The 24311-nt window shown below is 37.3% G+C and carries 28 protein-coding genes and 6 tRNA genes; 31 read left to right on the top strand and 3 right to left on the bottom strand.

Features of this window, described 5'->3' with window-relative positions; genetic code table 11:
- Positions 1–227 precede the first annotated feature (227 nt).
- The 6 genes from P6922_RS05205 to P6922_RS05180 all read left to right on the top strand — a co-directional run bounded on the left by P6922_RS05205 (position 228) and on the right by P6922_RS05180 (position 5656).
- Entirely contained in the window at positions 228–1154 is a 927-nt protein-coding gene (locus P6922_RS05205; RefSeq protein ID WP_007554057.1) for a LysR family transcriptional regulator, read from the top strand.
- Positions 1155–1160: 6 nt separating this feature from the next.
- Positions 1161–1436: a hypothetical protein gene (locus P6922_RS05200; RefSeq protein WP_007553949.1), complete on the top strand. Its 276-nt coding sequence runs from the start codon at positions 1161–1163 to the stop codon at positions 1434–1436.
- Positions 1437–1641: 205 nt separating this feature from the next.
- Positions 1642–2472, top strand: coding sequence for a diadenylate cyclase CdaA (gene cdaA / locus P6922_RS05195; RefSeq protein ID WP_035062696.1), 831 nt, complete (start codon positions 1642–1644; stop codon positions 2470–2472).
- On the top strand, positions 2469–3389 hold the full coding sequence (locus P6922_RS05190) for a CdaR family protein (RefSeq protein ID WP_276874910.1): 921 nt from the start codon (positions 2469–2471) through the stop codon (positions 3387–3389). The genes cdaA and P6922_RS05190 overlap by 4 nt, the downstream gene beginning before the upstream one ends.
- 77 nt (positions 3390–3466) lie before the next feature.
- Positions 3467–4816: a phosphoglucosamine mutase gene (glmM, locus tag P6922_RS05185; protein ID WP_007554012.1), complete on the top strand. Its 1350-nt coding sequence runs from the start codon at positions 3467–3469 to the stop codon at positions 4814–4816.
- 48 nt (positions 4817–4864) lie between these two features.
- Complete coding sequence (locus P6922_RS05180) at positions 4865–5656, top strand: carbon-nitrogen family hydrolase (protein WP_276874907.1); 792 nt, start codon at positions 4865–4867, stop codon at positions 5654–5656.
- 188 nt (positions 5657–5844) lie between these two features.
- Here P6922_RS05180 and P6922_RS05175 read toward each other — a convergent pair whose 3' ends face one another.
- Positions 5845–7110, bottom strand: coding sequence for a M18 family aminopeptidase (locus tag P6922_RS05175; RefSeq protein WP_276874904.1), 1266 nt, complete (start codon positions 7108–7110; stop codon positions 5845–5847).
- A gap of 81 nt (positions 7111–7191) precedes the next feature.
- Here P6922_RS05175 and truA point away from each other — a divergent pair, with 81 nt between their 5' ends.
- The 20 genes from truA to rplL all read left to right on the top strand — a co-directional run bounded on the left by truA (position 7192) and on the right by rplL (position 19191).
- Complete coding sequence (gene truA / locus P6922_RS05170; protein ID WP_276874902.1) at positions 7192–7926, top strand: tRNA pseudouridine(38-40) synthase TruA; 735 nt, start codon at positions 7192–7194, stop codon at positions 7924–7926.
- A 50-nt stretch (positions 7927–7976) separates the two neighbouring features.
- Positions 7977–8786 (top strand): Cof-type HAD-IIB family hydrolase, encoded by an 810-nt coding sequence (locus tag P6922_RS05165; protein ID WP_276874899.1) that lies wholly within the window; start codon positions 7977–7979, stop codon positions 8784–8786.
- 1 nt (position 8787) lies between these two features.
- Positions 8788–9687 carry an RNase adapter RapZ gene (gene rapZ / locus P6922_RS05160; protein WP_276874898.1) on the top strand — a complete coding sequence of 300 codons (900 nt, stop codon included), beginning with the start codon at positions 8788–8790 and terminating at the stop codon, positions 9685–9687.
- Positions 9684–11018, top strand: coding sequence for a uridine diphosphate-N-acetylglucosamine-binding protein YvcK (yvcK, locus tag P6922_RS05155; protein WP_276874896.1), 1335 nt, complete (start codon positions 9684–9686; stop codon positions 11016–11018). Before rapZ ends, yvcK begins: the two co-directional genes overlap by 4 nt.
- Entirely contained in the window at positions 11018–11959 is a 942-nt protein-coding gene (gene whiA, locus P6922_RS05150; protein WP_276874894.1) for a DNA-binding protein WhiA, read from the top strand. The genes yvcK and whiA overlap by 1 nt, the downstream gene beginning before the upstream one ends.
- Positions 11949–12983 carry a copper amine oxidase gene (locus tag P6922_RS05145; protein WP_276874892.1) on the top strand — a complete coding sequence of 345 codons (1035 nt, stop codon included), beginning with the start codon at positions 11949–11951 and terminating at the stop codon, positions 12981–12983. The genes whiA and P6922_RS05145 overlap by 11 nt, the downstream gene beginning before the upstream one ends.
- Before the next feature lie 10 nt (positions 12984–12993).
- Complete coding sequence (locus P6922_RS05140; protein WP_007554044.1) at positions 12994–13224, top strand: DUF951 domain-containing protein; 231 nt, start codon at positions 12994–12996, stop codon at positions 13222–13224.
- Positions 13225–13360: 136 nt separating this feature from the next.
- A tRNA-Thr gene (locus P6922_RS05135) sits at positions 13361–13436 on the top strand.
- A gap of 3 nt (positions 13437–13439) precedes the next feature.
- Positions 13440–13524, top strand: a tRNA-Tyr gene (locus tag P6922_RS05130).
- Between the two features lie 5 nt (positions 13525–13529).
- Positions 13530–13605: transfer RNA gene (locus tag P6922_RS05125), tRNA-Met, on the top strand.
- Between the two features lie 20 nt (positions 13606–13625).
- Positions 13626–13701: transfer RNA gene (locus P6922_RS05120), tRNA-Thr, on the top strand.
- 1 nt (position 13702) lies between these two features.
- Positions 13703–13779: transfer RNA gene (locus tag P6922_RS05115), tRNA-Met, on the top strand.
- Positions 13780–14092: 313 nt separating this feature from the next.
- On the top strand, positions 14093–15280 hold the full coding sequence (gene tuf, locus P6922_RS05110) for an elongation factor Tu (protein WP_276874890.1): 1188 nt from the start codon (positions 14093–14095) through the stop codon (positions 15278–15280).
- A 482-nt stretch (positions 15281–15762) separates the two neighbouring features.
- Positions 15763–15912, top strand: a complete 150-nt coding sequence (rpmG, locus tag P6922_RS05105; RefSeq protein WP_007554713.1) for a 50S ribosomal protein L33 — start codon at positions 15763–15765, stop codon at positions 15910–15912.
- A 31-nt stretch (positions 15913–15943) separates the two neighbouring features.
- Positions 15944–16177: a preprotein translocase subunit SecE gene (gene secE, locus P6922_RS05100; protein ID WP_007554714.1), complete on the top strand. Its 234-nt coding sequence runs from the start codon at positions 15944–15946 to the stop codon at positions 16175–16177.
- A 12-nt stretch (positions 16178–16189) separates the two neighbouring features.
- Entirely contained in the window at positions 16190–16813 is a 624-nt protein-coding gene (gene nusG, locus P6922_RS05095) for a transcription termination/antitermination protein NusG (protein WP_276874887.1), read from the top strand.
- 95 nt (positions 16814–16908) lie between these two features.
- Positions 16909–17334 (top strand): 50S ribosomal protein L11, encoded by a 426-nt coding sequence (gene rplK, locus P6922_RS05090; protein ID WP_007554723.1) that lies wholly within the window; start codon positions 16909–16911, stop codon positions 17332–17334.
- 41 nt (positions 17335–17375) lie between these two features.
- Entirely contained in the window at positions 17376–18083 is a 708-nt protein-coding gene (gene rplA / locus P6922_RS05085) for a 50S ribosomal protein L1 (protein WP_007554722.1), read from the top strand.
- Positions 18084–18244: 161 nt separating this feature from the next.
- A complete protein-coding gene (gene rplJ / locus P6922_RS05080) occupies positions 18245–18784 on the top strand; it encodes a 50S ribosomal protein L10 (RefSeq protein ID WP_007554718.1) in 540 nt (179 codons plus the stop codon).
- Between the two features lie 35 nt (positions 18785–18819).
- On the top strand, positions 18820–19191 hold the full coding sequence (gene rplL / locus P6922_RS05075) for a 50S ribosomal protein L7/L12 (protein ID WP_007554715.1): 372 nt from the start codon (positions 18820–18822) through the stop codon (positions 19189–19191).
- A 93-nt stretch (positions 19192–19284) separates the two neighbouring features.
- Here rplL and rpsT read toward each other — a convergent pair whose 3' ends face one another.
- Positions 19285–19542, bottom strand: coding sequence for a 30S ribosomal protein S20 (gene rpsT, locus P6922_RS05070; RefSeq protein WP_007554724.1), 258 nt, complete (start codon positions 19540–19542; stop codon positions 19285–19287).
- A gap of 144 nt (positions 19543–19686) precedes the next feature.
- Between rpsT and acpS the strand changes: the two genes are divergently transcribed.
- Genes acpS through P6922_RS05055 form a run of 3 tightly spaced genes read left to right on the top strand, consistent with a single transcriptional unit; the run spans position 19687 to position 22634 of the window.
- Positions 19687–20055 (top strand): holo-ACP synthase, encoded by a 369-nt coding sequence (gene acpS / locus P6922_RS05065; RefSeq protein WP_007554716.1) that lies wholly within the window; start codon positions 19687–19689, stop codon positions 20053–20055.
- 2 nt (positions 20056–20057) lie between these two features.
- Positions 20058–21587 (top strand): NAD(P)H-hydrate dehydratase, encoded by a 1530-nt coding sequence (locus P6922_RS05060; RefSeq protein ID WP_276874885.1) that lies wholly within the window; start codon positions 20058–20060, stop codon positions 21585–21587.
- A gap of 60 nt (positions 21588–21647) precedes the next feature.
- Positions 21648–22634, top strand: coding sequence for a diaminopimelate dehydrogenase (locus P6922_RS05055; protein WP_276874883.1), 987 nt, complete (start codon positions 21648–21650; stop codon positions 22632–22634).
- A 79-nt stretch (positions 22635–22713) separates the two neighbouring features.
- Here P6922_RS05055 and P6922_RS05050 read toward each other — a convergent pair.
- Positions 22714–22804: transfer RNA gene (locus P6922_RS05050), tRNA-Ser, on the bottom strand.
- A 136-nt stretch (positions 22805–22940) separates the two neighbouring features.
- Between P6922_RS05050 and P6922_RS05045 the strand changes: the two genes are divergently transcribed.
- Together P6922_RS05045 and P6922_RS05040 are read left to right on the top strand one after the other, a co-directional pair.
- The gene (locus P6922_RS05045; RefSeq protein WP_276874881.1) at positions 22941–23627 is read left to right on the top strand and encodes a hypothetical protein; all 687 of its coding nucleotides are present in this window, start codon (positions 22941–22943) and stop codon (positions 23625–23627) included.
- Positions 23628–23649: 22 nt separating this feature from the next.
- Positions 23650–24201, top strand: a complete 552-nt coding sequence (locus P6922_RS05040; protein ID WP_007555041.1) for a phosphoribosyltransferase family protein — start codon at positions 23650–23652, stop codon at positions 24199–24201.
- Positions 24202–24311: the final 110 nt, after the last annotated feature.

The raw sequence follows: 24311 nt of genomic DNA, 5'->3' as shown, positions 1-24311 counted from the left end.
TTGCAAGAATTTTTAAAATTTTGTACAATGAATGTATGAGTAAATAGCATAAGTATAAGGAGTTTGATTTATACATGCATTTTCGATACATTTATTGAAAAAACACATTACGATTAATTATAGAATAAACTCAATGTTAAGACAAGAAAGTATATTTTTTTTAGATAATACTATCAGTTTATGTATCATACAAAGTCGAAGAATATTATCAAATTGGAGGAAATATTATGGACTATCGGCACTTGAAGTATTTTATGGAAGTCGCGGAACAAAAAAGCTTCAGCAAAGCCGCAAGAAATTTGCACATTTCACAATCAGCCATAAGTCGTATGATAAAGTCGCTTGAAGATGAACTCGGAGTGACACTTTTCATACGAAATGCAAAAACTGTAGAAATTACTACGCCGGGGACAATTTTTTTGAATTATGCGAAACGTTGTTTATTTGTTTTCGAACATTTGAAATCGGATTTTGAAAATGAATTCAACATGAAACACGATACAATAGAAATCGGATTGCCTCCTATAACAAATGCAAATGTATTTGCAAAACTTTTGGGAGAATTTAAACAGGAATATCCTCAAATTTCGATAAAATTGTATGAACACGGTTCAAAGATGATAGAGTCGTCCGTACAGGAAGGTGTAATAGACGTAGGAATTATTTGTACAATACCGAACAAAGAATTTGAATCTTTCTTCCTTTCCGAAGATGATATGTACGTAATGATGCCTAAGGGTTACCCTCTTGAAGAGCATGAAGAAGTTCCGATGAAACTTTTGGCGGATTATCCTTTGGTTTTGTATCGTGACGACTTCAATCTTCATGACGATATACTCTTAAATTGTAAAAAAATAGGATTTTCACCGAAAGTCGTATTTGAAACAAGTCAGCGTGAACTTATGATACAAACTGTAGCGGCAGGTTTGGGAGTTGCAATACTTCCGAAAAGACTTTGTCCGAGAAACAGATACAAGGATAAAATAGCAATTCGTCCTATGACCGAACCGAAAATGACGCATCACTTGTATGCTATATGGAAAAAAGGTCGCTACTTATCAAGAGCTGCAAGGCAGTGGATAGAATTCACAAAACGTCACCTTTCTTTGTTGAATGCGGATGAAACGCCGGAAAGTGATCATACAGAAGAATAAAGAAAAATGAAATATATCAAAAACAATTTATTGAAAATAATTACTTTTGTATTATTTGCAATTGTGATATGGCAGCAATACCAAATTTCAGATTTACAGGAACGTATGATGAATATAGAGTCTGTAAAATATGATAATCAACTGAATGATATAAGGTGGGAAGCCGAAACGGCATTGTCGGAGAATAAAGAACAAAAGAAAGATATAAGAGCTTTGCAAAAGCAAACTTCTGAAAATCGTTTCAATTTATTGAAATTGAGTTGGGATTTTTACGGGAAATAAAATCGTTTATTGAAAATCTCTTGCTTTTCGAGATGAAAATCGAATTGCGAGAGATTTTTTTACAGTTTTGAAAAATTGCAAGTTATAAATTTTGTAAAAAAATAAATGCACAGTTTAAAAGCTTTTGTAAGCGAATATGTATTTTATGTGCAAAGGCAATGTTTACGTGATACAATGAAAATAAATTATTTTATGGAGAATGAAGATGTCTATATTTCAGCAACTTTCATTGGCGTATTACGGTATAGGTATATGGGATGTAGTAGATATATTGGTCGTTGCATTTTTCTTTTATCGTATATATGCATTAATTAAGAATACTCGTGCTACGGCACTTTTAAAAGGTTTACTTTTTTTAGGATTTTTGTCACTTTTGTCCGGAAGTTTGCAACTTCATGTTGTAAATTGGATTTTGGAAAAATTGATGACAGTTTTGATTGTCGCATTGCCGGTGGTTTTTCAACCGGAATTAAGACGTGCATTGGAACAAATCGGAAGAGGTAAGCTTTATATTTCTTCTCAAGTTATGAATGAAACCGATTGGGAATCGGTAATTGATGATGTTGTTGAAGCTTCCGAGATTATGGCTGAAAAGAGAATCGGTGCTTTGATTGTTTTTGAATGCAGCGTAGGTCTTGACGACTATATAGACTCTGGAATTCGTGTGGACGGATTGGTTTCAAAAGAACTTTTAGGAAATATTTTTATTGTAAATACACCTTTGCATGACGGAGCGGTTATTATTCGTGAAGGAAGAATTATGGCGGCGGGTTGTCTTTTGCCGCTCACAAGAGATCGTTCTTTGTCATCGGAAATGGGTACAAGACATCGTGCGGCTATCGGTTTATCCGAACAGGCAGATTGCGTGGTTGTAGTTGTAAGTGAAGAGACGGGAATTATTTCCTATGCATATGGAGGTCATATATATCGTCATATGGACTCCGAGTCGCTTAGAAACAGGTTGCGTACATTCTTGTTGCAAAAGAAGAACAGAAGTGTAGGTAATATTTTACAGAAATGGAGCCCGCTTAAATGAAGTTTACCAAGTTACAGTGGTGGTTACCCAAGTTGCTGTGTCTTATAGCGGCATTTGCATTTTGGGTTTATGTAATAAATGAACAAAATCCTATTGTCGAAGAAACATTTCAAGTTCCGATAGAAGTTCATAATCTGGATCGTTCTCTTGTTGCTACGAATTTACCTAAGACGGTGAAGGTGAAAGTAAAGCTCAACAGGAAAGAAATGATTAATTTGCGTAGCGATAAAATAAAAGCTTATATAGATTTACAAGGATTTTCGAATGGAGTTTATCAGCATATACCGGTTCATGCATCGGTACCCGGCAGCGATCCGGCAGTTTCTATAAGTCCTGAATATATTGATGTGGAAATAGATACTTATGCAGTAAAAACTTTACCTATTACAGTTGAATTTTTCGGTAAATCTCCACAGAATTTCGGTGTGAAGTTGGATAAGGTCACTCCGGAATATATAACCGTAGCGGGAAGCAGCACAAGTGTAGCAAAAGCGGATCGTGCGGTAGTTTCGGTAAAAACCGACGGAAAGAAAAAAGATTTTTCCGAGTATGACAGTATAAACGTACTTGATCAATCAGGAAGTACGGTCACAGGTATAGATATAATGCCTACTCAAGTAAAGGTAAATGTCAAGGTGACGGAAGCCGCAAAGACTGAAATGTTGAATGTAAAGCCTCAAGTCACCGGTACTCCTATGAAAGGGTATCATGTAGGGCGAATTTCAATAGATACTCCGGTTGTAAGTGTAAAAGGACCTTACAGTTTGTTTGATGAGAAAAGTTCACTTTCAACCGAAAGTGTGGACGTAAGCGGAGCTACCGAAGATGTAACGAGAACGGTTTCCATAGAAACACCGGATGATACGACAGTTTCACCGAGTACGGTTAATGTGACTGTCGAGATAAAGAAAGAATAGTTTGTAAAATATTTGCGAATTTATGTTAAAAGAGTTATTATTGGAAAGTTCAGATAATAATTTTTGGGGGAAGGAAAATGGTTAAATTATTTGGTACCGACGGTGTACGAGGTGTAGTAAATTCTTCATTGATGCCGGAATTGGCATATCAATTAGGTCGTGCGGCAGGTGCTTATTTTTGTAAACGTGAAGGCAGACATAAGTTTTTAATCGGTATGGATACACGAATTTCGGGTACTATGCTTATGGCATCTCTTGCTTCGGGATTGTGTTCATCCGGTGTAGATGTTGATATTGCAGGTGTAATTCCTACACCGGCGATAGCTTATTTGACTCGTGTGGAAGGATACGATGCAGGTGTTGTTATTTCTGCATCTCATAATCCATTTCGTGACAACGGAATAAAATTTTTCGACAAAAACGGATATAAATTGCCGGACAGTACGGAAAACGAAATTGAAGATATACTTCGTCACAACGAACTTATTCCGAGACCTTTGGGTGCCGATGTAGGTGTTATAAGACAGCGTACCGAATTGGCTGAAAAGTATCGTAAGTATGTGGCATCTACCGCATTCCAAGATTTGAAAGGAATGAAGATAGTTACCGATTCGGCAAACGGTGCGGCAAGTAAATTCATGCCTGAAATTCTTCGTGCATTAGGTGTGGATGTAGTGGCACTCTCTTGTGAACCGGACGGTGTGAATATCAATGAAAATTGCGGCTCCACACATATTGAAGCATTGCAAAAACGTGTAGTTGAAGAAGGTGCAATTTGCGGTATAGCAAATGATGGAGATGCAGATCGTTGTCTTTTGGTAGATGAAGAAGGTAATGTGTTGGACGGAGATCATATTATGCTCATAAACGCATTGCATATGAAAGAAAAAAATCAATTGAAGGACAATATGGTAGTCGGAACCGTAATGAGTAATTTAGGATTCGGAAAAGCTTTGAAAGAACATGGCTGCAAGACTGTGTCAACACGTGTAGGAGATCGCTATGTGCTTGAAGAAATGAGAAAACATGATTATTCATTGGGCGGAGAACAATCCGGACATATTATTTTCCCTCAGTTCAATACAACGGGAGACGGATTGATTACGGCAGTTCAAACAATGTGCGTATTGAAAGAAAGCGGTAAAAAATTATCCGATTTACGTAAACTTATGACAACATATCCGCAAGTTTTGAAAAATGTTGAAGTATACAGTAAAAACGGTTGGGAAAACAATGAACTCATACAAAATTCGATAGCTTCGGCAGAAGAAGAATTGAATGGAGAAGGACGTATATTGGTACGTGCATCCGGAACGGAGCCGCTCATAAGAGTAATGGGTGAAGGTAAGGATTTGGACCAATTGCAAAGAATTATAGATGACATAGCATCGGTTGTGGAACAAGAACTCGGTGTGGAAGGAAATTAAAAAAACCTGCCTTCGGGCAGGTTTTTTTATAGTTTTCGGGAGACGGATATGATATATAGAATTGCTTTATTACAAATGAATGTTGTTATGTCGGATTTTAAAACAAATTTCGACAAAGCAAAACATCTTATAGAAAAAGCGGCACAACAAAAAGTAGATATTGTCGTACTGCCTGAAATGTGGAATATTGGATTTTTTCCTAAAGAAAAATTGCATAATTTGGCTGATTATAAGGGACAACAAACACTTAATCTGTTAACGCAATTGGCGAAAAAACACCAAGTACACATAATCGGAGGAACGGTTGCGGTTACTGACGGAAAAGATTTATATAATAGAGCTTACTGTATCAATCGTAGCGGAGAATGTGCGGCGGTTTACGATAAAATACATAGATTCAGTCCTTCCGGTGAACACAAACAATTTGAAAGAGGCAAAAATCCGGTATCTTTTACTTTGGGAAATTTACGTGCAGGTATCGTTGTTTGTTACGACATACGCTTTCCTGAATTAATTCGAAAACTGGCATTGCAACATATCGACATACTGTTCGTTGTTGCCGCATGGCCAAATTTAAGAAAAAATCATTGGAACATACTTAATCGTGCAAGAGCGATTGAAAATCAAATCTTCGTATGTGCCGTCAATCAAGTAGGCAAAAGCGGAGAAAATATATTGGCGGGGAACTCCATGTTGTTGGATCCTTTGGGAAATTATATTGCACAAGGAACGCAACAAGAGGAAATCATTATAGGAAATATTGACACCGACCAATTAAATACCGTCAGACAATTAATACCGGTGTATGAAGACAGAGTAAAAGGAATTGATACGCTGTAAAGAACAGTAACGGAAAAATTCAATAAACGGTGAAAACGAAAATAAATATCTAGGTCGGTTGTAAATCATAAAATCGTTATGATGTAAGAACGGCATTACCTAAGAAGCAAATGTTTTTATTGAAATACTTGCATTTTAAAAGACTATGCAGAAGAGTAATCTTTGTGCGTAGTCTTTTTTATTTTCCTTTATTCGAAAAATGCACTTATTGCTTTAACGAGGTAATCGGTATCTTTTACACCTGCAGTCTCATATGCGGAATGCATTGCAATTTGCGGAAGTCCTATATCTACAGACGGGATGGCAACCTGTGTATTTGAAATATTTCCAAGTGTTGCACCGCCGGCAATGTTGCTGTTGTTTGTAAATATTTGTGTCGGAATATTGTTTTCCATACATAAATTTTTAAATATTGCGGATGAAAATCCCGTTGTGCAATATCTCTGTTGTGCGTTGTACTTTATTACAATGCCCTTATTCAATTCTGGACGGTTTATCGGATCCGCTACATCTATTCTGCTCGGATGTATTGCATGTCCGTTATCTGCGGAAATCATGAAACTTCTTGCCGTCATTGCCATAGATTCATCGTAAGAAAGTCCCAAAGAGTTTGCTATACGTGTCAGTACATTGTATAAAAATGTAGAGCCTGCACCTTGTGCGGTTGTACTTCCGACCTCCTCATTGTCGTAGAGAGTATAAACACTTATGTGTTTTTCTTTTTTTCCTGTTGTAAAACCGCGGAAAGTTGCAAATGCACACTGTAAATCATCCAATTTGGGAGCAGAAATAAATTCATCTTCACTTCCCCAAATAATTCCCGGAATTCTGCAATAAAGAAATAAATCGTGACTTAATATTTGATTTTTATTTACTTTTGCAGTTTCCGCTACAAGATCCATAAAAGATTTTTTTGAACTTGAAAGTCCGTACAACGGAAGCATATCGTTTTGCACCTTCAATGCCTGACCTTGATTAAGATTTCTGTTCATATGAATTGCCAAGGAAGGAATTGTAAGAATTGTTTTTTCTATATTTACAAGTTTCGGAACTACATATCCGTTATGCGAAACGAGAACTCTTCCGGCAACGGAAAGAGGACGATCCATCCATGACTGCATATTCATGCCGCCATAAGATTCCACATTTAAACGTGTATAATATTTATCTTTGATTTCAGGATTTTCCTTTACCTTAAACGTAGGAGAATCACAATGAGCGACAGTTATATGAAATGATTTTGCATTTTCATTCGGAACGGAAAATGCAATCAATGCGGTGCCGCCTCGAGTGACTACGTAATTATTTCCTTTTTCGATTTTCCATGAATCTTCTTCACGGAGTTCTATGAATCCGTTATAAATAAGTGCCGTTTTCATACTGTTGGAAACATGAAACGGAGAGGGAGATTTGTCTATAAAATGTAATAAATCTTTTGCTATATCCATGTACATAATCAATTCACCTTTTTCAGTATTAAAAGAGTTTAAAATCGTCTATAATTATAACATGAGAAAAAATCGGAGTGTGAACTTATGAATTACAAAATGATTATTGAATATGACGGAACACGTTATGAAGGTTGGCAAAAACAAAAACATAGCGATGAAACGTTGCAAGGTAAAATTGAAAAAGCTTTTGAAAAAGTTATAGGTGAAAATGTACAAATCATAGGTGCCGGACGAACCGATTCCGGCGTTCATGCAAAAGGTCAAGTCGCAAATGTACATTTACCGTATGATTTGAATGCGGAAAACTTGAAAAATGAATTGAATGAAATTCTTCCCGATGATATTTATATAAAACAATGCACTGAAGTTGAAGAAAAATTTCATTCGAGATTTCATGCAAAAAGTAAAATTTATGAATATAATTTGCGTATAGGAAGTAATAAAGATGTATTCCAAAAGCGTTTCATATGGCAATTTGCAAAACCTCTTTGTATTGAAAAGATGAAACGAGCGGCGGAAATATTGCAAGGTACGCATGACTTTACGGCATTTTGCAACAATAAACATTTTAAAAAATCCGCAGTAAGAACCGTGTACTCCATAGAAATATCGACTTCAAACGACATATTGCACTTGCGTTTTTGCGGTGACGGATTTTTGCAAGGTATGATACGTATTATGGTAGGAACTTTGGTTGAAGTCGGAGAAAACAAGCGAGATGCGGATTCGCTATACGACGTTTTGAAATCGAAACAACGAAGTAATGCAGGCTTTACCGCACCGCCGCAAGGACTTACTCTTATAAGTGTTCAATACTGAAATAAATGCGTGATATAATGAATTAAATCGGTATAAGTTGAGGTGAATTTATGAAAAACATTCGTTTAATAGCAATTGATTTGGACGGAACATTACTTCGTGATGATATTTCCGTATCGGATTATACAAAAAGAGTTTTATCTAAAGTGAGAGAAAAAGGTATTTATATTGTAATTGCAACGGGAAGAATGTTTTGTTCCGCACGTGAATGGGGGAAAGTTATAGGTATAGGAGATGTACCCCTTTGTGCATATACCGGTTCAATGGTAGGACTTTGTGAAAGCGGAAAAATAATTTCGGACCAACGTATGGATTTAAACGTTGCGAGAGACATTTTAAATGAAGGAAAAGAAAATAATTGGTACATGCAATCGTATATTGACGACAAAGTTTATGTACCTTTCAGAGATGAACGTACCGATCACTATGAGCGTATTTGCAATATACGGGCACATGTAGTCGGAAATGATTTTTGGACACCTGAAAAAGCACCGACAAAGGTACTTTTTTATGACAATGATTTATCGGTAATGGAAAAAATCCGAAAACTTGTAGGTAAAAAATTTGAAAAAGTTGCCGGAAGCGTTATTTCTCAACCGAATTATTTCGAGTTCAATAAAAAAGGTGTATCCAAAGGAAACGCTATTACAAAATTATGTAATGAGCGTAATATACCGCTGGACAGTGTAATGACTTTCGGAAATGCACAAAACGACATTTCAATGTTTGAATTGTCACCATGGTCGTTTGCAGTTGAAAATGCATCGGAAGTTGCAAAAGCATCTGCAAAATTTACAACACTTTCAAACAATCAAGACGGAGTTGCACATGCGATAGAAAAGTACGTATTGGAGGCATAATATGGAAGAATTTCACTTTGTAGTAATAACCGGTATGAGCGGTGCCGGAAAAACGAATTTCATGCAAAAACTTGAAGATATAGGATATTATTGTGTAGATAATTTACCGCCCGTACTTATAGCACGTTTTGCGGAATTATGTTGGAAAAGTAATGCCAATATGCACTATGTGGCTGTAGTTACGGATATTCGAGGCGGATCGTTTTTTGATGCACTTCCTCAAGCTTTGGACGAACTGACAAATCGTGGAATACCTCATGAAGTAGTATTTTTGGAAGCATCGGATGAAGCATTGGTACGAAGATACATGGAAACAAGACGTGTGCATCCTCTTGCAAAAAATATGCGTATACAAGAAGGTATACGTGAGGAAAGAAAGGTTTTGGCCGGTATACGTGCACAAGCCGATACGATTGTAGATACAACAAATATGAAGACATCCGAACTGACAAAGTACCTCAAAAACAGATTCGGAATAAATTCCGGACGAAAAGAAATGCAAATAACGGTCTTTTCTTTCGGATTTAAATACGGAATACCGATAGATGCGGATATGGTTATAGACGTACGCTGTCTGCCCAATCCTTTTTATATAGACAAGTTCAAGTACTGGACAGGAAGAGTAAAAGAAGTTGCAGACTATATAGACTCCTCACAAGTGACGAAAGATTTCAAAAAGCATCTTTTTGACTTCATGTCGTTTATGACGGATCAATTTGAAAAATCCGGAAAAGCTCAATTCACGGTAGCGATAGGATGCACAGGAGGTATGCACAGATCCGTATACATCACTGAAGAACTCGGAAAATTTTTGAAAAAAAGTCATACCGGTGTAAATATAGAGCATAGAGATCTTCATAAAAACAAAATTGAACATGATGTTGCAGAGGAAAATTTATGAAAGAAATAATGAGATGGATGTCACCCGGACTTCAAATAAAACGTTGGATGATTTTGTTTTCAACAGGCCTTATTATATTGATTTTCGGTGCGACATTAATAATAAACTACCAACTTTTCGGTGCATTGGAAGATGAAGTTCTATATCTTTTGTATGTGTGGACGGGAAGTTATAACTATTTCTTTCTTGTAGGTACGGGTATATTACTTGCAATTTTAGGTATATACATAATGTATGTATCCGTTCGTAAAATGGTGAAACGTTTTTTACAACTTCTTGTACCGGATCAAAAAGAATTATCCAAAAAGTTAATAAGCAAAGTTGAACTTGCAAAGGGAGTACACGTAGTTGCGATAGGCGGAGGACACGGATTGTCCATGTTGCTTCGCGGAATGAAAAAAAGAACATCCAATTTATCTGCAATAGTAACGGTTGCAGATGACGGAGGTTCATCCGGACGACTTAGAGAAGAAATGGATATAATAGCCCCCGGAGATTTAAGAAATTGCCTTGTAGCAATGGCGGAAAAAGAATCCGTACTTGAACAACTCTTCCAGTACAGATTCGGAGGAAATGGAGAACTTTCCGGACACAGTTTGGGAAATTTATTTTTGGCGGCACTTATAAAAGAATTCGGAAGTGTACAATTTGCACTTGAAGCTGCAAGTAAAGTATTGAATATACGCGGTAAAGTAATGCCTGCGACACCTGAGAAAATAAAATTGCGTGCACTCATGGCGGACGGAAAAATTGTGGAAGGTGAAACCGAAATTGCGGAATATCCTGCAAGAATAAAGAAAATAACTACAATTCCGGAAAATCCGATAGCGGTAGGAGCGGCATTGGAAGCCATACGTAAAGCGGATATAATTACACTTGGACCCGGAAGTCTTTATACGAGCGTTCTTCCGAATTTGGCTGTGGGAGAAATAATGCAAGCAATAAAGGAAAGTAAGGCGCCTTGCATATACATATGTAATGTAATGACACAATCGGGAGAAACCGAAGGATACACTGTAAGCGATCACGTGCAGGCATTATATGAGCATATAGGAAAAAACATTATAGATTGCGTACTTATAAACAATGCTTTACCCTCCGAAGAAAATATAGAAAAATATGCAATTTCAAATTCGAAACCCGTAGAAATAGATGAAGAAAAATTGATAGAAAAGGGCATACAATTCGTAGCTTGCGATTTAATCGGAAAATCAAAAGGTGCAGTGCATGATATGGATATACTTGCAGACAAAATTATCAGCATAGGAAATCTTTTAAATTCAAATATAAAACCCGAACTTTTAACGGAATATTTGCGGAGGAAAGATTAATGTCGTTTACCGAAAAAGTAAAAAATGAACTTGCGCACTTGGTGCGTGAAGATAAAAAATCACGCAAAGCCGAACTGCTCTCACTTTTGAGAATAGGCGGTTCATTTGTTACGGGAATGTACGGAAGCAGCGGACTGGAATTTTCTACAGGAAACAACGCAGTTGCAAGACGAGTGCTTGTTACACTGAAAAAAGATTTCGGACTCAATCCCTCGGCAATGGTACGACAAGGAAGAAAACTACGTAAGAAAAATATGTACACATTAGTAGTACAACCATCAAAAGAAGGTATGAAATTCATAGAAGAATTGAACTTGCATCCGATGAAACCGGTGGAAGATGCCTCCATGCTGAAAACTCAAGAAGAAAAAAGAGCATACCTGGCAGGTGCGTTTTTGGGCGGAGGAACCGTAAATCGTCCTCAAGGCGATTATCACCTTGAAATAGTCACACAGTCATCGGCATTTGCAAAAGAAATAATAAAAATTATGAACAGTTTCGATTTAAACGGGAAACTGACAGACAGAAAAAGCGATTACATAGTGTACATAAAAGAAGGTGACGGAGTAAGCGGATTTATTCAGATAATAGGAGCATCTCAAAGCTACTTGGATTTCGAAAACGTAAGAGTTGTAAAAGATATGCGAAATCGTATAAACAGACAAGTAAATTGTGAAACTGCAAATTTACAAAAAACTGTAGATGCATCTGTAAGACAAATGGAAAATATAAAAAAATTATTGAGATACAAACCGATATTGGCGTTATCACCGGAAATAAGAAAGACCTGTGAAATTCGAGTAGCATACCCGAACGCATCAATGAAAGAACTTGCAGAAATGTGCCACATATCGAAATCCGGAATGGCACACAGATTCGGTCGAATTGCAAGTATGGTAAAAAGATTTGAAGAAAAAGAAAAGAAAAAATATGAAAAATAAAATAACGGCAATAATAATTACAATTATGTCTTTGATGTTTTCTGTAAATGCTTTCGCAGAAACGGCATTAATAGATAAAAACTATGAACCTCTTAAGATGAAAACCGTAAAACAAGAAGGTAAACTTCTTTTTTCAGATTCTCCTGAATACCTCGAAGAATTCGGAATAGTTGCAAAAGCGAAAATAAAAGGAAACGGGAAAATTTATTACTACCATGTAAACGATAAATATGTACCCGGAATAATTGCGATATTTGCGCAAGGTAAAGCAAATCAAAAAACGGAAATAAAACGTATAGTAAAAGGAGATGCGAGTGTAGACTATATAACAACGGGGAAAACACTTTCGGAACGTCTTGCAAACGGAGAAGGAAAGCGTAAAAAAGAAATTGTACTTGCAAATAAAGAAAAAACAATACTTGAAGATACAATTGAATACGTAAAACCCGAATACCTCGTGTCGGGAATGGTTGACGTATATAGTAAAGATGAAATAACTTACGGAGTGGTATTTCTTCCGAAAATCGGAAAAATAGAAAATTCACTGAAAAACGCAAAAGAAATAGCGGTAGATAAACATGAAATGAGAGGAACTTTTTCATCCGACATATACCTTGAAAATGAAAAACCTTGGAATATATCGAACGGACCTGCGGAAATAAAAATCGGTGACGGTAAAAGAGATGTATTTTTACAAGGCATGGATGAAATAGATAAAGTGAAACGTGAAAATACCGGAAATTTCGGAGTAACATACCATATAAATATTCACAGCAAAGGAAAAGGCAAGTACAGCGTATACTTGAATCCTCAAGGCGGAGTTTATATGGGAATAATTGAAATAGGACAAGGATATGTATATTATCCGTACAATACGGAAATAAGAAGCGACATGTTCGGACATAATACAATTTATGATTATATGAATATGGGTATATGGGAAGCCGGAAAAGATTTGAAAATAAGATTAACACCGCCCGGTGCATCAAATCTTCCTATACGTTTACTTCTCATACCGCAATAACGGAGGAACTATGAAATTTATAAAATTTTGTGTAGGCGATATAGTACAAATGAAAAAGAAGCATCCGTGCGGATCGGATAATTGGGAAGTCTTGCAACTTGGAAGCGACATGAGAGTCCGGTGTAAAGGTTGTGAACATATAACTTTGGTAAATCGTCCCAAATTCATGAAAAATGTAAAAAAAGTTTTAAATAGAGATATAACTATAGATATAGGAATACAAACAAGAAAAGATATTTAAAAAAATAAGCAAACATCTAGACAGTAAAAAATTTAAATGATATAATTGTGAAGTGTGATAGGGGATTGAACACCAATCACAAAAAGCTGTTGACAAAATGTACCGAAGTGTGTATAATATCATTTGTCACTTGCGTGCTGGCGTAGCTCAGTTGGTAGAGCAGCTGATTTGTAATCAGCAGGTCGTAGGTTCAAGTCCTATTGCCAGCTCCATATGGACAGATTCCCGAGCGGTCAAAGGGAGCAGACTGTAAATCTGCCGGCATCGCCTTCGTAGGTTCGAATCCTACTCTGTCCACCAAATATCGCGGGGTGGAGCAGTTGGTAGCTCGTCGGGCTCATAACCCGAAGGTCGTAGGTTCAAGTCCTACCCCCGCAACCATTTTTTTATCCCTTAATCATGCTGATATAGCTCAGTCGGTAGAGCGTATCCTTGGTAAGGATAAGGTCACCAGTTCAATCCTGGTTATCAGCTCCATGGCGGCTTAGCTCAGCTGGCTAGAGCAAGCGGTTCATACCCGCTGTGTCCGGAGTTCGAATCTCTGAGTCGCCACCAAAAGACTAAGATCCTTGCCAAGGGTCTTTTTTATTTTTAAATTTTATATGATGAAATTGCGCAGTTGAATAAACTGCGTTTTGTTTTTATATTTTAAAACTGCAAATATTATTTAAGATAAAAAGTTAAGATTTTATTTATAATGATTTTGTCTTGTAAAAGCAATGTAAAAATGCAATATGAGAAATAAAAACTTAAAAATAAATTTTATATGGAAAAATGAAATCATAGCGGCTATAATGCTTGTAGAATACAGTTTTAAAATGTATAATAGTGGTGAAATTGATTCTTTTTTTTGACGGAGGAAAAAGAAATGGCAAAGGCACATTATGAAAGAACTAAACCGCATGTAAATATCGGAACAATCGGTCACGTAGACCATGGTAAAACAACACTTACAGCGGCAATCACAAAAGTATTGTCCTTGGAAGGTAAAGCAAACTTCTTGGACTATGCATCAATCGACAAAGCACCGGAAGAAAGAGCACGTGGTATTACAATTAATACTGCAACAGTAGAATACGAAACAGAAAACCGTCACTACGCACACGTAGACTGCCCAGGCCACGCAGACTATGTAAAGAACATGATTACAGGTGCTGCACAGATGGACGGAGCAATCCTCGTAGTATCAGCAGCAGACGGCCCGATGCCGCAGACAAGAGAACACATCCTCTTGGCAAAACAGGTAGGTGTACCGGCAATCGTAGTATTCTTGAACAAAGCAGATCAGGTAGACGATCCGGAACTTATCGACTTGGTAGAAATGGAAGTAAGAGACCTTCTTTCATCCTATGACTTCCCGGGCGATGAAGTGCCGATCATAGTAGGATCCGCATTGGGCGCATTGAACGGAAATCCGGCAGACGAAGAAAAGATTCGTGAACTGATGAAAGCAGTAGACGAATACGTACCGACACCGGCACGTGACACGGAAAAACCGTTCCTTATGCCTGTCGAAGACGTATTCACAATCACAGGCCGTGGTACAGTAGCAACAGGCCGTGTAGAACGTGGTACAGTAAAAGTAGGAGACGCAGCTGAAATCGTAGGACTTCAGGAAAAGCCGACCCAGACAGTAATCACAGGCGTAGAAATGTTCAGAAAGACATTGGATCAGGCATTGGCAGGAGACAACATCGGAGCATTGATGCGTGGTGTAGAACGTGACGACATCGTAAGAGGACAAGTATTGGCAAAACCTGGCACAGTACATCCGCACACAGAATTCACAGCACAAGTATACGTACTTAAGAAAGAAGAAGGCGGAAGACATACACCGTTCTTCAACGGATACCGTCCGCAGTTCTTCATCAGAACAACAGACGTAACAGGAGACATTGCATTGCCGGAAGGTACAGAAATGTGCATGCCGGGCGACAACATTGAAATGTCCGTTAAACTTATAACACCGGTAGCAATCGAAGAAGGACAGCGTTTCGCAATTCGTGAAGGTGGCCGTACAGTAGGAGCAGGTGTAGTATCCAAGATTGTAAAATAATCTTAGAAACACTCAAAAGAGAATCGAGAAATCGATTCTCTTTTTTATGTGAAATAATTTGTGCAAAATAATTTTGCGGAAAATAAAATTTGCAATGGATATAACTGCAAACAATTGAACTACTTTCAAGAAAAACAATTTTGCCAATTGAATTTAAAATGTAAATTTGAAAGTATTTATTTTACAATGAATTAAAAAGTGAGAGAAGATAAAATGAGATGAACATTTAAAGAAAAATATTCAATAAATAAGATTTGTGATAGATTTGCAATAGCAATATATGTAATATAAAAATATTACTCCAAATATTTGAAAAAATGCAGATATATAGAACTTGTAATGAAATATTTTATATGTTACAATGTATGAGCTGGAAGTAACCGGCTTTTTTTAAATGCTGTTTATTGACTGAAAAAACAGTTCATGTTATACTAATCGAGTATGTATTGATTGAAGTTTGTAAAGATAATGAGGTGGAAAGAATGCGTGGAGGAATTACTCTCGAATGCACAGAAAGCAAGCGTCGTAACTATAGAACAACAAAGAACAAGAAGAATACAACAGAACGTTTGGAATTGATGAAATACTGCAAGTACTTGAATAAGCACACTCTTCATAGAGAAACAAAGTAATTTATTTTTCATATGAGATCGGGGTGTAAGCATGGCGAAGCGTAAAACGGTAATGGCGTCATCGGAAGAAAAAAGTGCTGCAATGACCGGATTTTTCCGTGGAACAAAAATGGAAATGAAAAAGGTCATTTGGCCTACAAAACAGCAAATGATTCAATATTTAATCGCTGTTATTGTTTCCGTTGTTCTTGTTTCTTTTTTGATTGTCGTTGTAGACTTCGCATTTATGGCTCTGTCCAAGTTTTTGATAAGTAGTTTAGGATAAAGGAGAGCCGATATGTCAGGTACTGAAGATAAGAAAAATAAAACTGTGCAAGACGCTGAAGCAAGTGTAAATGCACCTACCGAAATCGGTAAACCTAAAGAAGGTACCGATAAGGATATCCGTTGGTATGTAATTCATACATACTCCGGATATGAAAATAAAGTCAAAGAAACTTTGACACGCAAGGTGCATTCCATGGGAATGGACGACACTATCTTACAAATTATGCTGCCTATGCATAATGAAGAAGAAGTGAAAGACGGGGAAAAACGAGTAGTTGCCCGTAAAGTGTTCCCCGGTTATCTTCTCATACAAATGGAAGTCAATGATCATAGTTGGTACGTTGTAAGAAATACTCCCGGTGTTACCGGATTTGTAGGAACTACAACGAAACCGATTCCGTTGTCTGATGAGGAAGCCGAAAGAATAATTGCAGGCGACAATAAAAAAGTGTCTGTTACAACCGAGGCAAAAGTCGGAGACAAAATCCGTATTACTCAAGGCCCGTTTGCAGAACACTCTGCTGTCGTTTTGGAAGTTTCCGATGATAAGAAGCTTGTAATAGCAGATATCAGTACATTCGGAAATACAACAAAGATAGAGTTGGAAGCAGGATTTTTTGAACTGCTTCGTTAATATACTCTGTAAGATTCAATTAAAGAATCTTTTTTGTGGGAGGGTTGTTACAGCCCGCAAACCACATTCCTAAAAAGGAAAAGGAGGTGTAACACATGGCAAAGAAAGCAACAAAATTTGTTAAATTGCAGGTTCCTGCAGGAAAGGCGACCCCTGCACCGCCGGTAGGTCCGGCACTCGGTCAGGCCGGTGTCAACATTATGGCATTCGTTAAAGACTTTAACGATCGTACGGCAAAACAGGCAGGTCTTATTATTCCTGTAGAAATTACTGTTTATGAAGACAGAAGCTTTACATTTATTTGTAAAACTCCTCCGGCATCAGTTCTTTTGAAGAAAGCAGCCGGAATTGAAACTGCATCGGGTGAACCGAATACCAAGAAGGTAGGTAAGGTAACCAAAGCTCAAGTTAAGGAAATCGCTGAAACAAAGATGCCTGACTTGAATGCAAACGATGTAGATGCAGCTATGCGTATCATTGAAGGTACAGCACGCAGCATGGGTATCGAAGTAGTAGAATAATTGACTGTGAGTGTAAGTATACTTACACATAGGAGGAAACAATGGCAAAACTGACAAAGAAGCAAAAAGCGGCAGCAGCCATCGTTGACAGTCATAAACTCTATGACCTCGATGAAGCTGTGGCATTGCTCAAAAAGACAGCTACCGCAAAGTTTGATGAAACTGTAGAAGTAGCTTTTAACTTGAATGTAAATACAAAACACGCAGACCAGCAGTTGCGCGGTGCGGTAGTTCTTCCGCACGGCACAGGCAAAACAAAGAAAGTTCTTGTTTTCGCAAAAGACAAGAAAGAAGAAGAAGCCAAAGCTGCAGGTGCTGACTACGTAGGCGGCAAAGACTACGCAGACAAAATTATGAAAGGTTGGTTCGACTTCGATGTAGTGGTTGCAACTCCGGACATGATGGCTGTAGTAGGACGTTTGGGACGTGTACTCGGACCGAAAGGTTTGATGCCTAACCCGAAAGTCGGAACCGTTACAATGGACATTACAAAAGCTGTCGGAGAAATTAAAGCGGGTAAAGTAGAATACCGTACCGACAAAGCCGGTAATGTACAAGTAGTTATCGGAAAAGCATCATTTGATGAAGTAAAATTGAAAGAAAATCTCCGTTCAATTTATGAAACGGTATTGAAATCTCGTCCTGCATCCGTAAAGGGTGTATACATTAAGAGCTTTACAATAAGCTCCACAATGGGACCCGGAATTCATTTGGATCTCAACACTGTGGCAGCACCGAAAGCTGAATAAAGTTATTTACACTTAGCTTAAGACCGGCGGTATTTATAATGGGTGAAAACCCGCCTCCCGAGGCTGAGTACTGAAAAAAAGACAGTACACGACCTCGCAAGCTTTGTGAGGTCGTTTTAGCTAACGTGATAAATATAAAAAAAGTGCAGAGGAGGTGTAAAATGAGTTATGAATTGAAGATTCATCCGGAAAAAGTGGCAATAGTAGATGAAATGAAAGAAAAATTATCCTCAGAAGGTGTAATTCTTATTTCATTCAACAAGCTTGACGTAAAAAGTGCAATGGCACTGCGTCGTAAGTTCTTTGAACACGGCGTTGAATACAAGGTTGTAAAGAATACTTTGACACGTATTGCGGCAAACAATTTAGGTATTACTGAACTCGATGATCTCTTACAGGGACCTAACGGTATTGCTTATTCAAAAGAAGACGGAGTAGCTCCGGCTGCAGCAATCAAGGAATTTTTGAAAGAAACAAAGAGTGAAGCAATAAAAATCAAAGCCGGAATTTTAGACGGAAAAGTAATTGGCGTTGAAGCCATTAAGGCTTTGGCAGACTTGCCTTCTCGCGAACAGATGCTTGGCATTCTCGCAGGTACGTTGGCAGCTCCTATCACAGGATTGGCACGTGCATTGAACGGCAACATTCAAAACTTGGCATATGCGCTTGAAGCTGTACGTAAACAGAAAGAAAGTGCTTAATTATTAATCTTAAATATCCATTGGAGGAAAAATAAATGACAAACGAAGAAATTCTTGAAGCGATTAGTAGCATGTCCGTGCTCGAACTTAGTGAATTGGTAAAAGCAATTGAAGAAAAATTCGGCGTATCCGCAGCAGCACCGGTAGCAGTAGCAGCAGCAGCAGCTCCGGCAGCAGGCGAAGCAGCTGAAGAAAAGTCTGAATTCGATGTAATCCTCAAAGATGCAGGATCCCAGAAGATTCAGGTAATCAAGGTTGTTCGTGAAATTACAGGACTCGGCTTGAAAGACGCTAAGGGCCTCGTAGACGGCGCACCGAAGGAAGTTAAGACAGGCGTAGCTAAGGCAGAAGCTGAAGAAATGAAGAAGAAGTTCGAAGCTGTAGGCGCTACAGTTGAATTGAAATAATTTCAATTATAAGAAAAGACTCGTTGATAAAACGAGTCTTTTTTAATGCAAAATAAAAAACGAAGACACAAAGGACTTCGTTTTATGTCTGAATTAAGCCTTCTGAGCTTTAATACGTGCGTTCAGACGGGATTTTTTACGAGCGGCATTATTCTTGTGAATGATACCCTTTCTTTCTGCACTGTCGATTACGCTGATTGCAGAACGTAAAGATTCAGTTTCTTGTTCAGTACCTGCAGCAGCGATTGCCTTTTTTACAGCAGTACGAATTTCGGACTTAACAGACGCATTTGCCGCAGTAATTTTAATATCTTGTCTTATACTCTTGATACTAGCCTTGATTTGTGCCATTATTTCACCTCCCGTCAGATGTATTCATACCTTGTTATTCTAACATGTTTCATCATCTATGGCAAGAAATGAATATAAATCGAAGTTTGAGTTTGAATATTTAAAAAAGCTTTTATATTATATAATTAAATGAACGGAGGAAATATGTACATAGGTGTAGATTTAGTGAAAATAAAACGTTGGGAAAAAATAATAGAAAAATATCCGGAAAGATTGAAAAAAATATTTACTACGGAAGAAATAGAGCATTGTGAAAAAAAAGGCCGAAAGAAAGCCGAATCGTATGCCGCCCTTTGGGGTGCAAGAGAAGCTGCAGGCAAAGCATTGGGAATAGGATTGCAAGGAGCAACTTGGCAAGATGCATACGTTACATGGACAAATTTGGGTGCACCGGTACTTCATTTAAAAGGAGAATTTAAAAGACGTGCGACACAAATGGGAATAAAAACAATGGCAATGTCCATTTCTCATGAAGATAATCTTTCAATAACGGTAGTTGTATTGGGGAGGTAAAAATGATACTGCTGACTTCAAGAGAAGCCGAAGAATTGGACTTCAAAGTGATGAACAAGTGGAAAATAAAAGAAGAAACACTTATGGAAACGGCAGGTTCCAAAGCGGTACAAATTATAGAAAGAAATATTAACTTGAAAAATAAATCTGCGGCAGTTTTGTGCGGTAGCGGAAATAACGGCGGAGACGGATACGTTGCTGCAAGATATTTAAAAAATCTTTGTGTGGATGTAGTCATACTTGAAAACGGACATATGGAAAAACAAGGACAAACATCAAAACATTATAGACAAATTGCCGAAGAAATGAATATACCATTTGTATATATAAACAATGAAAAAGAACTGAAAGAACAGTTATTCAATAAAGATATACTCATAGATGCACTTATCGGAAGCGGACTGAAAAAAACACTCAACAATGAAAAAATAAAACTGATAGAAGTTATAAACGAATACAAAGGCACAATAATATCTCTTGATATACCGAGCGGACTTTCGGGTACGGACGGACAAATGAAACCTGTTTGTGTAAATGCAGATTATACAATTGCAATGGGGACATTGAAACGTGGACATGTGCTTTATCCCGGAATAGAATATTGCGGAAAAACAATAGTTGCAGATATAGGATATCCGTACATCGAAACCGAAAAATATCCGGTAAAAATATTTACCGAAACCGAAGCGGAAAAAACTGTTCCCAAACGAAACAGAATAACGCATAAAGGTAAAAACGGACATATAGGAATATATGCCGGATCATATGGTATGGAAGGTGCATCACTGCTTGCCGCATCCGGAGCATTGTATGCCGGAGCAGGTAAAATATCACTGAATGTTGCGGAAAAAGTTTCAAGAAGTGTAAAAGGTAAAATAAAAGAAGTAATGGTAACGGCACTTGAAGACGGTGAATATTTCACACAAAAATCAATTGAAGCCGCACTTGAAAAAGCAATGAATTATAAAACGATTGTACTCGGATGCGGAATAGGAAGAAATGAAGAAACGCAAAAATTTGTGAAAGAAATACTTACTCGACATGACGGAAAAATAATTGCAGATGCGGATGCACTCTATGCGATAGCCGATCAACATATAAATCTAAGCGAATGTAAGGCAAAACTTATACTTACACCCCATGTAGGAGAATTTTCAAAACTTACGGGAAAAGATAAAAAAGAAATAGAAAGAAACAGAATAGACGAAGCGATAAGATATGCAAAAGAAAATAAAGTTACTGTTGTACTTAAGGGATTTCCGACAGTAACGGCCGATGAAAACGGTAATGCATTTGTAAATACGACAGGAAATGCCGGAATGGCAAGCGGAGGCAGCGGAGATGTACTTTCGGGAATAATTGCGGTAATGAATGCCCAAATTGAAAATACATTATATGCTACATCATTTGGAGTGTATATGCATGGTAAATCAGGAGATATATTACTCAAAGAAAAAGGCATAGGATATACCGCAAGCGAACTTGCACAAACATTGCCTTACGTAAGAAAAATGTCGGAAAATAAAAAATAATTTTTATTTCATATTTAAAAGAGTATAATGTACTTGAAATCTGATAAATAAGGAGGAAATATGAGTATAAGAGTAGGAATTTTAGGATACGGTAATCTCGGTAAAGGTGTTGAACTCGCATTGCGTGACAACTGGGACATGCAGCTTAAAGCGATATTTACAAGAAGAAATCCGGAAAATATAAAAATAAAGACGAAAAATGTACCCGTAGTAAACGTATCGGAAATAGAAAAATGGAAAGATAAAATAGATGTATTGATACTTTGCGGAGGCTCAGCAACCGATCTTCCGAAACAAACCGCCGAATACGTGAAATATTTCAATGTTATAGACAGCTTCGATACACATGCGCACATACCGCAGCATTTCAATCATGTAAACGAAGTTGCAAAAGAAAACGGACATACCGCAATCATTTCGGTAGGCTGGGATCCCGGACTTTTCTCACTGTCAAGACTTTATGGAAGATGTATACTTCCGGAAGGTAAGGACTATACATTTTGGGGAAAAGGAGTAAGCCAGGGACACTCCGATGCAATCAGAAGAATTAAAGGCGTAAAAGACGCAAAGCAATATACAATACCGGTAAAAGAGGCATTGGAAATTGCAAGAAGCGGAAGTCAGGAAGAACTTACAACAAGACAGAAACACACAAGAGAATGCTTTGTAGTTGCAGAAGAAGGCGCAGATCTTGCAAGAATAGAAAAAGAAATAAAAACGATGCCGAATTATTTTGATGAATATGATACAACCGTACATTTCATCAGCGAAGAAGAATTTATAAAAAATCACAGTGAATTGCCGCACGGAGGATTTGTAATACGTACCGGACAAACAGGCGAAAGCGGAGAACACAAACAAGTTGTGGAATACAATGTAAAATTGGATTCAAATCCGGAATTTACCGCACAAGTTCTTGCGGCATATGCACGAGCATGCGTGAGAATGTATAAAGACAATGAATACGGATGTAAAACGGTATTCGACATACCGCCGGCATACCTCTCACAACTCGGCGGAGCGGAATTAAGAAAAACAATATTATAAAACAAAAAAACTTGCACAAAACGTGCAAGTTTTTTTATGAGAAAATATAATAAAAAAAGCCCGAAGGCTTTATCGGTAATGGCGGAGCGGGGGGGATTCGAACCCCCGCACGGGATAAACCGTCTAACGATTTAGCAAACCGTCCTCTTCAGCCACTTGAGTACCGCTCCATATAACTGACTTGTTTAGGATACACTATTTTTAAGGTAATTGTCAAGTTTTTTATAAAAAAACGTTAAAATAAAAATGTAGTTTAGACGATATAATCATGGTATAATCTATAAGGATTATAAAGGGGGATATAAAATGAAAAAAGCTGAACTCATACTTGCTATATGCGTACTTGCTACATGCACTACATTTAGCGTACATGCTTCAGTAGACCCTTTGAAATATGAAGAAGTACCTATAATACTTGACAAGAAAGATAACATTTATGAAGAAAACGGTAAAATTTTTATTGCCGATAAAGAAACACTGGCAGTAACGGATGTACAAAAAAATGCACTTGAAGTTGTAATTTGTATCGTAGAAATGAAATCCGGAAATATAGTAAAAGAAAGTCCCGTAAAATTTTTATTGCCCACCAAAGGAACCGAATCCGTTCAAATAAAAAATAAATGGGTATCCGTAGATGAAAAACAAGGGAAAAAATTCAAAAAGGCAATACCGATAATTCGTAAAGAACTCGGGTCTTCGGAAAGAAGAGAAATATTTCTTAAACAAATCGAATATATAATCAAACATAAAAAACATAACAAAAAAAATAAAGCAAAACGTAAACAAAACAAAAAATATGAAAATAAAATAGACATCACAGGTGTGAAAACACACGGACAAGTACTTACCGACAAAGAACTCGAATCCATGAAAGAAAAAGAAGCGAAGAAAAATGCCAAATCGGATGATGTTGTAGTAACAATCACCGAAACCCCCACAGTTGAAATAGTAAGTCATGATGATGTACAAGTAGAAATAACATCACATCCATAATTAAACAGAGGTGCAGAACAAAATGCCTAATAAATACTATGAACTTAATGTTGCAGGTTGTAAAAGAAAATTACCTATAATGCCTATATCGGAAGATATCGCCATAGCAGGATTTATAATATTGGGAGATACGGAAATTGTAGAAAAATCGGCAAGTGAACTTGCGAAAAGAATTCCGAAAGAAACCGAAATTTTGATGACTGCGGAAACAAAAGGAATACCGCTTGTTGCGGAAATGGCAAGAGTACTCGGAATGAAGAGATACATTGTCGCAAGAAAAAGTATAAAATTATACATGAGAAATCCTCTCGTGGTAGAAGATCAATCCATTACAACAAAAGGAAAGCAAATACTGTGCCTTATGGATACCGACGCCGAACTTTTGAAAGGTAAAAACGTATTACTTGTAGATGATGTCATTTCCACCGGAGGCTCGATGACTGCGATGAAGAAATTGGCATCTGCTGCTGGTGCAACCGTTGTAGGAGAAGCCGCAATACTTGCAGAAGGAGACTCGGTAAAAAGAAAAGATATTATATTCCTTGAAGAACTTCCTTTAATAAAATTGAAATAAAACAAAAGCTCTGTAATATATCGAATTTAAATTTATCTGTATATCACAGAGCTTTTTACATGCAACTTTTATTTAAATTATTTTTATCATGTGCATAAATAATCCCCTGC

The organism is Dialister micraerophilus, from assembly GCF_947090205.1.
GTDB classification, from domain to species: Bacteria; Bacillota; Negativicutes; order Veillonellales; family Dialisteraceae; genus Dialister; species Dialister micraerophilus.
This window is presented reverse-complemented; position numbering and strand designations above follow the sequence as displayed.